Source organism: Burkholderia sp. FERM BP-3421, assembly GCF_028657905.1.
Taxonomy (GTDB): Bacteria; Pseudomonadota; Gammaproteobacteria; order Burkholderiales; family Burkholderiaceae; genus Burkholderia.
Genome location: NZ_CP117782.1, coordinates 3,854,393 through 3,867,299, shown reverse-complemented (window position 1 = coordinate 3,867,299; position 12,907 = coordinate 3,854,393). Strand labels below are relative to the sequence as shown.

General features: G+C 69.8%; 11 protein-coding genes. 8 read left to right on the top strand and 3 right to left on the bottom strand.

The genetic code is table 11. From position 1 onward, the window contains the following. Positions 1 to 409 precede the first annotated feature (409 nt). Positions 410 to 970 (top strand): gamma carbonic anhydrase family protein, encoded by a 561-nt coding sequence (locus Bsp3421_RS33725; protein WP_274001420.1) that lies wholly within the window; start codon positions 410 to 412, stop codon positions 968 to 970. 1 nt (position 971) lies between these two features. Beyond that, on the top strand, positions 972 to 2,309 hold the full coding sequence (locus tag Bsp3421_RS33720; RefSeq protein ID WP_274001419.1) for a dihydroorotase: 1,338 nt from the start codon (positions 972 to 974) through the stop codon (positions 2,307 to 2,309). A gap of 52 nt (positions 2,310 to 2,361) precedes the next feature. On the opposite strand, the gene Bsp3421_RS33715 is transcribed toward Bsp3421_RS33720, so the two are convergent. After that, positions 2,362 to 3,270, bottom strand: coding sequence for a LysR family transcriptional regulator (locus Bsp3421_RS33715; protein ID WP_274001418.1), 909 nt, complete (start codon positions 3,268 to 3,270; stop codon positions 2,362 to 2,364). 120 nt (positions 3,271 to 3,390) lie between these two features. Between Bsp3421_RS33715 and Bsp3421_RS33710 the strand changes: the two genes are divergently transcribed. From Bsp3421_RS33710 to Bsp3421_RS33690, 5 genes are all read left to right on the top strand, one after another. Continuing rightward, positions 3,391 to 3,981, top strand: coding sequence for a helix-turn-helix domain-containing protein (locus Bsp3421_RS33710; protein ID WP_274001417.1), 591 nt, complete (start codon positions 3,391 to 3,393; stop codon positions 3,979 to 3,981). Further along, positions 3,978 to 4,514, top strand: coding sequence for a GNAT family N-acetyltransferase (locus tag Bsp3421_RS33705; RefSeq protein ID WP_274001416.1), 537 nt, complete (start codon positions 3,978 to 3,980; stop codon positions 4,512 to 4,514). The genes Bsp3421_RS33710 and Bsp3421_RS33705 overlap by 4 nt, the downstream gene beginning before the upstream one ends. Before the next feature lie 138 nt (positions 4,515 to 4,652). After that, positions 4,653 to 5,792, top strand: a complete 1,140-nt coding sequence (locus Bsp3421_RS33700; RefSeq protein ID WP_274001415.1) for a glycerophosphodiester phosphodiesterase — start codon at positions 4,653 to 4,655, stop codon at positions 5,790 to 5,792. Between the two features lie 145 nt (positions 5,793 to 5,937). Then, entirely contained in the window at positions 5,938 to 7,380 is a 1,443-nt protein-coding gene (locus Bsp3421_RS33695) for a DHA2 family efflux MFS transporter permease subunit (RefSeq protein ID WP_274001414.1), read from the top strand. A gap of 92 nt (positions 7,381 to 7,472) precedes the next feature. Next, a complete protein-coding gene (locus Bsp3421_RS33690) occupies positions 7,473 to 8,261 on the top strand; it encodes a sulfite exporter TauE/SafE family protein (protein WP_274001413.1) in 789 nt (262 codons plus the stop codon). A gap of 75 nt (positions 8,262 to 8,336) precedes the next feature. Here the strand turns inward: Bsp3421_RS33690 and Bsp3421_RS33685 are convergent, their stop codons facing one another. Then, entirely contained in the window at positions 8,337 to 10,175 is a 1,839-nt protein-coding gene (locus Bsp3421_RS33685; protein ID WP_274001412.1) for a S10 family peptidase, read from the bottom strand. Positions 10,176 to 10,243: 68 nt separating this feature from the next. Between Bsp3421_RS33685 and Bsp3421_RS33680 the strand changes: the two genes are divergently transcribed. Continuing rightward, positions 10,244 to 10,591 (top strand): hypothetical protein, encoded by a 348-nt coding sequence (locus Bsp3421_RS33680; protein ID WP_274001411.1) that lies wholly within the window; start codon positions 10,244 to 10,246, stop codon positions 10,589 to 10,591. A 147-nt stretch (positions 10,592 to 10,738) separates the two neighbouring features. Here Bsp3421_RS33680 and Bsp3421_RS33675 read toward each other — a convergent pair whose 3' ends face one another. After that, positions 10,739 to 12,838 (bottom strand): D-(-)-3-hydroxybutyrate oligomer hydrolase, encoded by a 2,100-nt coding sequence (locus tag Bsp3421_RS33675; RefSeq protein ID WP_274001410.1) that lies wholly within the window; start codon positions 12,836 to 12,838, stop codon positions 10,739 to 10,741. Between the last annotated feature and the right edge of the window lie 69 nt (positions 12,839 to 12,907).

Genomic DNA, 12,907 nt, shown 5'->3' with positions numbered 1-12,907 from the left:
CTGATCGCGCGCCGACGCACGCTTGCGACGCCCCGCGGCCCGCGCGGGGCGGATGAACCGAAGGCCGGGACGACCTGATCCGCGTATCCGGTCGTCGCGCGGCCGGCTTCACCCCCCTTGGCGAACCCTCGCCGACCTGATGAGCCGACGATGCGGCGGCTTTGCCGGTGCACTGCCTTGCCGATCGACGCTTCGCCGATGTGACGCCTTGCAGGTGAGACGCCTTGCCGGTGCGAAACCTCGCTGGCGTGACACCGCGCCGATGCGACACATCGCCAGCCCTCCAGCGCACCCGCCTCGCATCACCCCGCCGTTCCCCGCCCCTCCACCCAGCCCGCCTCTCGTCATCGCTTGTCCGATGAAACGATATATTATATCTTTTCATCTCCACCACTTGCCGCCGCCTCCGATGATCCGCCGCAACCCGTCCGGCCACCTGCCGCGCATCGCCCAGTCCGCCTACGTCGACCAGACCGCCATCATCTGCGGCAAGGTCATGATCCATGACAACGTGTTCGTCGGCCCGTACGCGGTGATCCGCGCCGACGAGGTCGATGCGTCGGGCAACATGCAGCCGATCGTGATCGGCGCGAACTCGAACATCCAGGACGGCGTCGTGATCCATTCGAAATCGGGCGCGGCCGTCACGATCGGCGAGCACACCTCGATCGCGCACCGCTCGATCATCCACGGCCCCTGCACCGTGGGCGACCGCGTGTTCATCGGCTTCAACAGCGTGCTGTTCAATTGCGTCGTCGGCGACGGCTGCGTCGTGCGGCACAACGCGGTCGTCGACGGCTGCACGCTGCCGGCCGGCTTCTACGTCGCGTCGACCGAGCGCATCGGCCCGCGCACCGATCTCGCGCGCCTGCCAAAAGTCAGCGTGTCGGCCACCGAGTTCTCGGAGGACGTCGCCCGCACCAACATCGATCTGGTGCGCGGCTACAAGGCGCTGCACAACGAGTTCTGAGATGACGAGCCTATTGATCCGGAATGCGCGGCTCGTCAACGAGGGGCGCGAATTCGACGCGGACCTGCGCGTGCGGCACGGCCGCATCGACCAGATCGCCGGCAGCCTCGCGGGCCGCCCCGGCGAGCCCGCGCTCGACGCGCGCGGCGCGTGGCTCGTGCCGGGCATGATCGACGACCAGGTGCATTTCCGCGAACCCGGCGCGCCGCGCAAGGGCACCATCGCGACCGAATCGCGCGCGGCCGTCGCGGGCGGCATCACGAGCTACATGGACATGCCGAACACCGCGCCGCCGACGCTGTCGCTCGACGCGCTCGCCGACAAGGAACAGCGCGCGGCGCGCCACTCGGTGGCGAACTACGGCTTCCATTTCGGCGTGAGCCTCGACAACCTCGACACGATCGCGGCGCTCGATCCGCGCCGCGCGGCCGGCGTGAAGGTCTTCATGGGCGCCAGCACGGGCAACCTGCTGGTCGACGATCCGGCCGTGCTCGAACGCCTGTTCGCGGTGTGCCGGCTGCCGCTCCTCGCGCATTGCGAGGCGACGCCGCGCATCCGCGCGCGCGAGGCGCAATGGACGGCGCGCCACGGCGCCGAGATCCCGCCCGACCAGCATCCGCTGATCCGCGACGAGGCCGCCTGCTTCGAATCGTCGAGCCTCGCGGTGTCGCTCGCCCGGCGCTTCGGCACCCGGCTCCACGTGCTGCACATCACGACCGCGCGCGAGCTCGCGTTGTTCGCGCCGGGCCCCATCGCGGGCAAGCAGATCACGGCGGAGGCGTGCGTGCACCACCTGCTGTTCGACGACGGCGACTATGCGCGTCTCGGCCACCTGATCAAGTGCAATCCGGCCATCAAGCGCCGCGCCGACCGCGACGCGCTGCGCGCGGCGCTCGTCAGCGGCAGGATCGACGTGATCGGCACCGATCACGCGCCGCACACGCGCGCCGAGAAGGCCCGCCCCTACCTCGACGCGCCGTCGGGCCTGCCGCTCGTCGAGCATGCGCTGCCGGCGCTGTTCGAACTCGTCGCCGACGGCTGCGTGCCGCTCGCGACGCTGGTCGACAAGACCAGCCACGCAGTCGCCGCGCGCTTCTCGATCGAACAGCGCGGCTATCTGCGTGAAGGCTATTGGGCGGATCTCGCGCTGATCGAGCGGCTCGCGCAACCGCGCGCGGTGCGCGATGCGCCGGTGCTCGCGCGCTGCGGCTGGACGCCGTTCGTCGATCACGCGTTTCGCCACGCGGTGCGCGCGACGCTCGTGTCGGGCCAGATCGCGTGGCTCGATGGTCAGTTGTACGACGATTGTCAGGGTCTGCCGCTGCGCTTCGCGCGCTGACGCCTCGGGATCCGCGCGGCTCGGACGCATGGCGCGTGCGCCCGGCGTCCGCTCAGGCGATCTCGCGCCCCGCCGCCGCGACGCCCAGCGCCGCCTCCACGAACGCGACGAACGCGCGCGCCTTGACGTTCGCGCCGCGGCCGCCTGGAAACACCGCCCACAATTCGACGGGCGGCAGGGTCCAGTCGGCCAGCGCCACCGTCACGCAGCGGCGGCGCAACTCGTCCGCGAACAGCCATTCCGACGCGATCGCGAGCCCGAGATCGGCCAGCACCGCCGCGCGCACGCCCTCGGCCACCTGCACGCGCAGCCGCGCCGAGGTCTCGACCGTCACCTCGGTGTGCTCGCGCCGGAATTTCCACGCAGTCGGGCCGCGCGGGTCATGCACGATCACCTGGTGCCCGAGCAGATCCTCCGGCTCGCACGGCAGGCCGGCGCGCGCGAAATAGGCGGGCGTGCCGAACACGCGGCGCGGGCTCGCACCGAGCTTGCGCGCCTGCGCGCCGAGGTCGACGGGCCCGGCGCCGGTGCGCAGCGCCACGTCGATGCCGTCGGCGTCCGGATCGACCGGCCGGTCGTCGAGCACGAGTTCGACCGCGAGGTCCGGATGCTCGTCGAGAAACGCCTGCATGCGCGGCACGATATGCAGCCGCGCGAAGGTCACGGCGGCGCTCACGCGCAGCACGCCGGCCAGCCCGCTGTCCGCGCCGCGCGCCGCGCATTCGGCCTCCTCGGCCGCGTCGAGCGCGCGTTTCGCGCGCGCATAGAACTGCTGCCCCGCCTCGGTCGGCGTCAGGCCCCGCGTCGAACGCGCGAGCAGCCTCACGCCGAGCCGCGACTCAAGCTGCGCGACCGACTTCGACACGGCCGGCTGACCGACCTTCAGGCGCCGCGCGGCGCCCGAGAACGAGCCGGTGTCGATCACGCTGATGAACGTTTCCATTGCGGTCAGGCGGTCCATGGAATCATTCCTCCGTGGCATGAAGGATAGCAATCGCAGCAGAAAAGTCAGGGAGTCGACATGGGGTCCGACGACTCCGAATTCCATTGTTCTGGAATTTTTTTCCATTAAACTGGAGACATGGACATCAATCACCTGATCGCCCGGCGGGTGCGCGAACTGCGCGACCGCGCCGGCTATTCGCTCGATGCGCTCGCCGAACGCAGCAAGGTGAGCCGCTCGACCATCTCCCTGATCGAACGCGCGCAGAGCAGCCCGACCGCGGTCGTGCTCGAACGGCTCGCGACCGCGCTCGGCGCGCCGCTCGCGTCGCTGTTCGAGGCGGGCGCCGATACCGCGCCCGCCTCGCCGCTCGCGCGCGCGGCCGACCAGGTGCTGTGGCGCGACCCGGCCTCCGGCTACGTGCGCCGCCACCTGTCGCCGGCGGTCGCCTCGCCGCTGCAGCTCGTCGAGGTGCGCTTTCCGGCGGGCGAGCGGGTCGCCTACGACACCGGCGTGCGCGAGGCCGAGATCCACCAGCAGATCTGGATGCTCGAAGGCGAGATGGAGATCACGAGCGGCGACGTGCGTTGGCGGCTCGCGCCGGGCGACTGCCTCGCGATGCAGCTCGACCGCCCGACCCTGTTCCACAACCCGACCCGCAAGGCCGCGCGCTATCTCGTCGCGCTGAGCCCGCGGTCCGGGCCCGCCGCCGCGCGGAGCGCATCGTGAGCGCCGCCGTCACGGTGCGGCGGCTCGACGGCGACGCCGCCGCCGCGAGCGTCGATGCGCTCGCCGACGTGCTGATCGACTGCGTCGCCGGCGGCGCGTCGGTGAGCTTCATGTGGCCGCTCGCGCGCGACCGGGCGCAGGCGTTCTGGCGCGGCGTCGCGGCGGGCGTCGCGCGCGGCGAGCGGCTGCTGTTCGTCGCGGAAGACGCCGCCGCGCGCCTCGTCGGCACCGTGCAGCTCATCGTCGACCTGCCGGAGAACCAGCCGCATCGCGCCGACGTCGCGAAGCTGCTGGTGCACCGCGACGCGCGCCGCCACGGCGTCGCGCCGCGCCTGCTCGACGCGCTCGAGGCGGCCGCCCGCGCGGCCGGCCGCACGGTGCTGGTGCTCGACACCGTGACGGGCGGCGACGCCGAGCGCGTCTATGCGCGCGCCGGCTGGCAGCGCGTCGGCGTGGTGCCCGACTATGCGCTGCTGCCCGACGGCGCGCCCTGCGCGACGACCTTCTTCACGAAGCGGCTGGACGCGGCCTGACGCACCGTTCGAGCCGTGCATCAATAGACAGCGAAACGTAATACAGATGTAATGACGGCCTGCGAGGATCCCATCCCGCCCGCGTGGCGCCCCTGCGCGCACGCATCGCCCTCATCGACTCATGTACCCAGGATCGTCATGTCCAAGCGTCCGTTTGCCGTGCTCCCCCTCGTCCTCGCCTGCGCCGCCGCGCTGGTGTCCGTCACCGCCTGCGGCGGCGAGGACCCGCCCGACGTCCCCCGCCCGCTCGTCGCGAAGGCGCAGGTGGTCGGCCATCGCGGCGCGAGCGCGCTGCGCCCCGAGCACACGCTCGCGTCGTACCGCAAGGCGATCGAGGACGGCGCCGACGTGATCGAGCCCGACCTCGTGTCGACGTCCGACGGCGTGCTGGTCGCGCGCCACGAGAACGAGATCTCGGGCACCACCAACGTCGCGACGCTGCCGCAGTTCGCGAACCGCAAGAAGACCAAGACCATCGACGGCGCGCAGCTGACCGGCTGGTTCACCGAGGACTTCACGCTGGCCGAGCTGAAGACGCTGCGCGCGCGCGAGCGGATTCCGCAATTCCGTCCCGCCAACACCGCCTACAACGACCAGTTCGAGATTCCGACCTTCGACGAGATCGTCGCGCTCGCGAAGGACATGTCGGGCCGGGTCGGCCGCACGATCCACCTGTATCCGGAAACCAAGCACCCGACCTACTTCCAGTCGATCGGCCTGCCGCTCGAGGGCCGCCTCATCGACGCGCTGCGCAAGGACCCCTACACGGCCCGCCAGGCGACCGTCTACATCCAGTCGTTCGAGGTCGCGAACCTGAAGGCGATCCGCGCGCGCGTGGGCGGGAGCCAGCCGAACTGGAAGCTCGTGCAGTTGATGGACGAGGCGCAGCAGCGGCCCTACGACTTCGTCGTCGCGGGCGACAAGCGCACCTACGGCGACCTGTCGACCGAGAGCGGCATGCGCGAGATCTCGACCTATGCGAATGCGGTCGGCCCGTACAAGACCTCGATCATCGCGGTCGGCGCGGACGGCGCGCTGCAAAAACCGACGAACTACGTGCGCGACGCTCATCGGGCCGGGCTGCTCGTGCATCCGTACACGTTCCGGCCGGAGAACAATTTCCTGCCGAAGTCGCTCAAGAGCGCGGGCACGCCCGACACGCGCAACCCGGCCGGCTCGGTGCAGGAAATCCAGGCCTATCTCAACGCGGGCATCGACGGCTTCTTCACCGACGATCCGGCCGTCGGCCGCCAGGCGGTCGACACGCTCAAGCGCTGAGCGCACCAACGCACCGAACGCACTGCGATCGCAGCGCGGCCGCGCGGTCGCCCCGCGCGGCTACTGACAAAAAACGGCAGCAAGCCTCCCTGCCGTTTGCCTACCATTCACTATCCCAATAATAATCCGCGAGGCAATTTCCCCCATGACACATGGCCTGCATGGCGAACGGCGCTGGTACGCGCTGTTCGTGCTCTGCCTGGGCGTGCTGATGATCGTGCTCGACTCGACCATCGTCAACGTCGCGCTCCCGTCGATCAGCGCCGATCTCCATTTCTCCGAAACCGCGCTCGTCTGGGTCGTCAACGCGTACATGCTGACCTTCGGCGGCTGCCTGCTGCTCGGCGGCCGCCTCGGCGACCTGTACGGCCAGCGCCGCATGTTCCTGCTCGGCCTGTCGCTGTTTACGCTCGCGTCGCTCGCCTGCGGGCTCGCGCAGACCCAGCTGATGCTGATCGCCGCGCGCGCGGTGCAGGGCTTCGGCGGCGCGATCGTGTCGGCCGTGTCGCTGTCGCTGATCATGAACGTGTTCACCGCGCCCGGCGAACGCGCCAGGGCAATGGGCGTCTACGGCTTCGTGTGCGCGGGCGGCGGCAGCATCGGCGTGCTGCTCGGCGGCCTGCTCACGAGTTCGCTGAGCTGGCACTGGATCTTTCTCGTCAACCTGCCGATCGGCGTCGCGGTCTACGCGCTGTGCGTCGCGCTGCTGCCCAGGGGCGACGGCGTCGCGGCCGGCGCGCGCCTCGACGTCGCGGGCGCGCTCACCGTCACCGCCTCGCTGATGCTCGCCGTGTACGGCATCGTCAACGGCAACGATGCGGGCTGGCTGTCGGCGCAGACGCTGTCGCTGCTCGCGGGCGCAGCCGTCCTGTTCGCCGCGTTCATCGCGATCGAGGCGCGCGTCGCGCATCCGCTGATGCCGCTGTCGCTGTTCGCCAAGCGCAACATCGCGCTCGCGAACCTCGTCGGCGTGCTGTGGGCCGCGGCCATGTTCGCGTGGTTCTTCCTGTCCGCGCTCTACATGCAGCGCGTGCTCGGCTATGGGCCGCTGCAGGTCGGGCTCGCGTTCCTGCCCGCGAACCTGATCATGGCCGCGTTCTCGCTCGGGCTGTCCGCGAAGATCGTGATGCGCTTCGGGATCCGCGGGCCGATCGCGGTCGGCCTGCTGCTCGCCGCGGCCGGCCTCGCGCTGTTCTCGATCTCGCCCGCCGACGGCGACTTCGCGCTGCACGTGCTGCCCGGCATGGCGCTGCTCGGCATCGGCGCGGGCGTCGCGTTCAATCCGGTGCTGCTCGCCGCGATGAACGACGTCGGGCCCGGCGAATCGGGCCTCGCCTCGGGCATCGTCAACACCGCCTTCATGATGGGCGGCGCGGTCGGGCTCGCGGTGCTCGCGAGCCTCGCCGCCGCGCGCACCGGCGCGCGGCTCGCGGACCACGCGCCGCTCGCCGATGCGCTGAACGGCGGCTATCACGTCGCCTTCGCGGGCGGCGCGCTGTTCGCCGCCGCCGCCGCGCTGATCGGGCTCGCGCTGCGCGTGCGCCCGCAGCCGGCGGACGCGGACGGCCTGTCGCACACGGCGCACTGACGCCCGCCCCGCGCCCCGGCGCGGGGCATTTCGGCGTCGCCTCGCCAGTTTTGCGACAATGGCGGATTCCGTTCCGCCCCGCCCCGGCTCCGATGACCCTCCCCCATATCGACCTGCTGTACTCGCTGTCCGGCCTGTTCGTCGGTTTTCTCGTCGGCCTGACAGGCGTCGGCGGCGGTTCGCTGATGACGCCGATCCTCGTGCTGCTGTTCAACGTCCATCCCGCGACCGCGGTCGGCACCGACCTCCTGTACGCGGCCGCCACCAAGGCCACCGGCACCTTCGTGCACGGCGTCAAGGGCACCATCGACTGGCGCATCACCGGCCGCCTCGCGGCAGGCAGCGTGCCGGCCGCCGCGCTCACGCTCTGGGTGCTGCACGCGTATGGGCTCGAATCGCACGGCACCAACCGGATGATCCAGATCGTGCTCGGCGGCGCGCTGCTGCTGACCTCGATCGCGCTGCTGTTCCGCCCGCAGCTCGCGGCGTTCGCCGCGCGTCGTGCACGCGCGGGCAGCCCGACCCGCACGCTGGCCGCGACCGTGTTCACGGGCGCCGTGCTCGGCGTGCTGGTGTCGCTGACCTCCGTGGGCGCGGGAGCGATCGGCGTGACGGTGCTGCTGCTGCTCTACCCGACGCTCGCGACCACGCGCATCGTCGGCTCGGACATCGCGCACGCAGTGCCGCTCACGCTCATCGCGGGCCTCGGCCACTGGCTGCTCGGCTCGGTCGACTGGAGCATGCTGCTGTCGCTGCTGGTGGGTTCGCTGCCCGGCATCGTGCTCGGCAGCCTGCTGTCGACGCGCGCGCCGGAAGGCCTGCTGCGCCGCGTGCTGGCCGCGACGCTGGTCGCCGTCGGCGCGAAGCTCGTGCTCGCCTGACGGCGCGGCGGGCATCACGCCCGCCGCAAGAGGTCCGCGCGGCGGGCACAAGGCCCGCCGCGCGGAGCACGCTGATTACTGCCCCTGCTGTTTCTGCTGCTTGAGCTGCAATGCCTTCTGCTGCAGCGCGAGCACGCGCTGCAGCCCCGAGCGGTTCGCCAGGATGCCGTCGTAGAACGCGCCCAGATCACCCTTGAGCGCGACCCGCGACGGATCGTTCAGATAGATCATGTGGCCCGACGGATAGAACTTCATCGTCAGGTTCTTCGCCTTCAGCGTCGGGTCGAGCGCCATCTGCTGCAGCGTCAGCTCGGTCTGGTGGAACGGCGTGACCGAATCGAAATACCCGTTCGCCGACAGCACCTTCAGGTCCGGGTTCAGGCTCATCGTCGCCGCCAGGTCGCCCGCGGTGTACAGCGTGTTCGCCCCGCCCGCGTTGGCCCCCGTCGGGTCCGTGTGGCTGAAGTTCCAGTTCGTGAACACCAGGTTGTTCAGATCGACGAACGAAGACGTCGAGGTGTACTTGAGATCGGTGTTCAGGTAGCTGTTCCACAGCACCGTGTACGCGCCGCCGACATTGTTGATCGACGGATCGTTGCCGCCCGCGTTCGGCAGGATGAACGGCGCGATGCCGAGGCCCGTGTAGTTCGCGCGACCGTCGTACTGGCCGATCTGGATGCCCGGCACGAGCGTCAGGAAGAACGTGTACGGCGGATTGTTGTCCGACGACGGCACGTTGCCGAGCGCGGCCGGATTGCCGAAGGTCTGGATCAGCGACACCGGATCGGTGCCGATGTACGCGCCCATCTGCTGCGCGGCCGCGAGATTCAGGTTCAGCCGCACGTTGACGAAACCGCCGTCCTGCGGATTCGGCGCCTGCGCGAGCGGCGCGAGCACGGTGTCCGCATACTGGCGCGCCTGCGCCATGTAGGCGTCGAGGTCGGTCGGCGTCGGGCTCAGCGTCGTCTTCTTCCAGTAGAACGCATCGGCCGCGAGCGTCGGGAACGTGCCGACCGCCGACAGCGCATTCGCGTAGTCGAGGATCGACGACTGCAGCGTGATCCCGTTCAGTTCGATGCCGTCCTCATGCAGCACCCACGACACCACCGCGCTGCGCGCCGTGCCGTACGACTCGCCGTACAGGAATTTCGGCGAGTTCCAGCGCGAATACTTGGTCAGGTAGCGCTGGATGAAACGATCGATCGAGAGCGCATCCTGGTCGGTGCCCCAGAAATCCTTGTTCTGCGCCGGGGCGATCGCCGCCGAATAGCCGGTGCCCACCGGATTGATGAAGACCAGGTCGGAGCGGTCGAGCAGGCTGTCCGGATTGTCGAGCAGCTTGTACGGCGCGGGCGGCGTGAAGTTCGGGAACGACGACTGCAGGCGCTTCGGCCCGAACGAGCCGAGCAGCAGGTAGACCGACGACGAACCCGGGCCGCCGTTGTAGAAGAACGTGACCGGGCGCGGCTTGCTCGGATCGGGATTGTCCTGGGTGTACGCGACGTAGAACATCTTCGCGTTCGGCTTCGACGTCACCGGATCGATGGTGGTCAGGTGGCCGGCCGTCGCCGTGTACTGGACGACCTTGCCGCCGATCGTGACCTGGCGGTGCACGACCGACGCGCCTTCGGTCGCGTCGCTGACCGAAGCGGTCGGGCCGGTGCCGTACACATCGTTGTCGACATAGGGCTGGTCGGCCGGGACGGCCGCCGTCGCTTGCGGCGCCGCCGCCGAATTGGCCGCCGAATTGGCCGTCGCGTTCGTGACGGCCGCCGCCGCGGGCGCACCGCCGCCGCCGTCGTCGCCGCCGCAACCGGCGAGCAAGAGCGCGGCCACCGCCGCCGCCGCGACCGGCCGGGTCGCCTTGCCGAGGAATAGCGCGAAACCGTCTTTCAAGGACTTCTGAGTCTTCATTATTGCCTCTCGAACAGAACGATAAATGACGCGACTTGAAATGCTTGATTCCAAGCAGCGCTCCGCACTTGGATCGCGATCGTTATGCGATGTACGACCCGAGTATTTCTCCCGGCGATTCAATATTCACCGGATCACCGATTTCCCCACCTGAATTTCCATTCAATCCGATTGGAATCAATTCCAGCCGCGCGCACCGGCCGGATTCGCGCGATGGCCGCGCCAAGGCCGCCGCGCGGCGTTCCGCGCGGACAAGACCGCCCCCTGCGCAGGCGGCCGCGCCGCGCGCATCATTTTTTTTGAACAAAACACCCCCCGATCTTCAATTCGATACGATTGGTCGAATTGAAAATCAAATATACAAAATGAAAGGGTTTTCAATTAAACAGAAAGGATCGGACTTTCTGCCTTTTTAAAATACGAACAAATACGGGCGCATATTAGGAGCGCCGGGCGGCAACGTAAAGTAAGAATTTGTTACAGCGGAAGCGGGGCGTCCGGCGCGTCCGCGACAGGACAGCCGGCCGCCTGTTCGGGCGGCCGGGCAGCGGATCAAGCGGGAATCAGAACGGCACGTCGACGACGCCGCCGCCCGCGCGGATCGCGTTCGCGCCCGGCGACGCCGCGATCGGCGGCAGGTTCGAGGCGGTCAGCGGCGGCGCGGCGCCCGGCGTGCCGCCGCGGGAAATCGTGCGGATCACCTGCGACGGCGGCAGCGCGGCGCCGTTCTTGAGGTGGTTCCACATCAGGTTGAGCGCCTGCAGGTTGTAGTAGTGGAGCGGGATGAAGCGGGTGTCGAAGCCGGCCACCGGCAGGAATGCATCGAAGTGCTGAGCATTGGTCACTTCATAGAACGCCAGCTGGCTCGCCCCGCCCTCGCTCAGGCTGTTCTGCGCGACATAGGCGCGCGAGGCGTGATTGACGGGCACGAGCGCGTCGCTGCGGCCGTGCACGATGATCGCGGGCTTGCGTTGCAGGTTCGCGTTCACGCGCACCGCATCGACGTTCGCGCCGATGCCGAGCTGGTTGGCGGTCCACAGCTGGCGCAGGCACAGCGCCCCCGCGAAGCTCGCGTCGGGCGTCGCGAGCCGGTGATCGACGCCGCCCGCCGCGCCGTTGAAGACGAGATTGATGCCGTTGGTCGGCGGCACGCCGTTGCCGAGCCCGAACAGGTTGCCCATCGGCGACACGGCCGGCGCCGCGACCGCGCCCGTCGCAGCCTGGGTGGTCGCGAAGCTGAAGTTGCACAGGTTGTCGCTGACGCGCGAGCGCGTGTAGGCGTTCGCATAGGTCACGGCGATCGCCGGAATCGCCTGCGAATCCCACATCGGCGCCTGCAGCAGGTCGGAATCGGGCAGGTAGCCGGCCGCGTGCAGCTGGTTGAGCGCGTCGTTCGCCTGGCTCGCCTGATCCTGGCCGGAGACGATCCCCGCCGCCGCGAGCGTCGCGCAGCGCTGCTGGCGCAGGGCCTGGGTCTGCGCCAGCGGCAGCGCGCCGAGATAAGGCGCGCCCGCGGCCGCGCCCGCCGCCGCCGCGCACGGTTGCAGCAGGTTCGCGAGGCTCGCGTAGTCGGCGAGCGGACGGCCGAACGACGGCACCGCGCCGCCGTTCTGCTGCACCGCGACATTCGGCGCGAGCCGCACGTTGATTTGCGGCTCGCCGACCACCACCGCGGTGATATAGCCCTGCGTGTCCTGTTCGGCCGCCGCGAGCGACGCGCCGCCGCCGTTGCTGACCGAGGCCGCGATCGTCGTGATGTCGCCGGGCCGGTAGCGGATGCCGTGGCGCCCGCCGCCCACGGTGGGCCCGAATTGCTGGTTCAGCACCCAGTACGCGAACTGCACCGCCTGCAGTGTCACGCGCCCCCAGTCCTGCTCCGGATTCTGCTGCGAATGCGCATGCTTGTACGCGTAGCGGTTCGGGTAACGGGTGTTGAAGCTCGCGAGGTCGGACAGCGATTCGCTCGCGCTGAACTGGCTCTGGCCGCCCGCGCCCGCGACATTGGAAAGCGTGCCGTCGATCAGCGCGACCGTGCCGCTCGCGACCTCCTGCGCGCCGTTGCCGCCGCCCTTGTCGTTGTAGGCCACGGCGCAGCCGCGCTTGAGCGCCCATTCGCCCGCCGCCGAGATCGCGCCGTACACGCCGCGCGAACCCGAGGCCGTCGCGGTCACGATGCACGGATTCGCCGGGTCGAAGCGCGCCGGCACCTGCACGAGCAGCGTGACGTTCTTGCGGCCGCTGCCGTCGTCGGAATAAGTCAGGTATTCGGTGCCGGCGATCTTGCCTTCGCCAAGGGTGTCGTTGCCCGCCAGGTCGACGTTCGGCCCCCAGAAGCGGCCGTAGCCGCCGTTCGGGGTCATGTCGACGAGCGCGCGGTAGTTCGCGTAGATCGCGAGCCGCCGCAGCTCGGCGGCGGTCGGCCGCGCGGGATTGGCGATCGGCGGCGGCGTCGCGCTCGCGAGGCCGGTCTTGCCGAGACCCGCGGTCAGCAGGTCGTCGCTGACGCCGTCGTACGCGGTCGTGCGCACGCTGCCGGAGGCGAAGCCCGGCAGCACGTTGGTCGACGCATCGCCGTCGCCGTTGCATGCGCCGAGCAATGCCGCGCCGCTGATGAGCGCCGCGGCGGCCGCCGCGCGCATCGGTCCGCCCCTGCCGCTCGTCATGGCCGTCCCTCAGTCTGATGTTCGGTTCGCGTCCCGGCGGCAGCCGGGCCCGCCGGGGCCCGAACCCCC

Coding starts and splice junctions, on each gene's coding strand:
- Bsp3421_RS33710 (WP_274001417.1), top strand. CDS start 3,391: ATGGACATCAATCACCTGATCGCCCGGCGGGTGCGCGAACTGCGCGAC.
- Bsp3421_RS33700 (WP_274001415.1), top strand. CDS start 4,653: ATGTCCAAGCGTCCGTTTGCCGTGCTCCCCCTCGTCCTCGCCTGCGCC.
- Bsp3421_RS33685 (WP_274001412.1), bottom strand. CDS start 10,175: ATGAAGACTCAGAAGTCCTTGAAAGACGGTTTCGCGCTATTCCTCGGC.
- Bsp3421_RS33690 (WP_274001413.1), top strand. CDS start 7,473: ATGACCCTCCCCCATATCGACCTGCTGTACTCGCTGTCCGGCCTGTTC.
- Bsp3421_RS33720 (WP_274001419.1), top strand. CDS start 972: ATGACGAGCCTATTGATCCGGAATGCGCGGCTCGTCAACGAGGGGCGC.
- Bsp3421_RS33725 (WP_274001420.1), top strand. CDS start 410: ATGATCCGCCGCAACCCGTCCGGCCACCTGCCGCGCATCGCCCAGTCC.
- Bsp3421_RS33675 (WP_274001410.1), bottom strand. CDS start 12,838: ATGACGAGCGGCAGGGGCGGACCGATGCGCGCGGCGGCCGCCGCGGCG.
- Bsp3421_RS33715 (WP_274001418.1), bottom strand. CDS start 3,270: ATGGACCGCCTGACCGCAATGGAAACGTTCATCAGCGTGATCGACACC.
- Bsp3421_RS33695 (WP_274001414.1), top strand. CDS start 5,938: ATGACACATGGCCTGCATGGCGAACGGCGCTGGTACGCGCTGTTCGTG.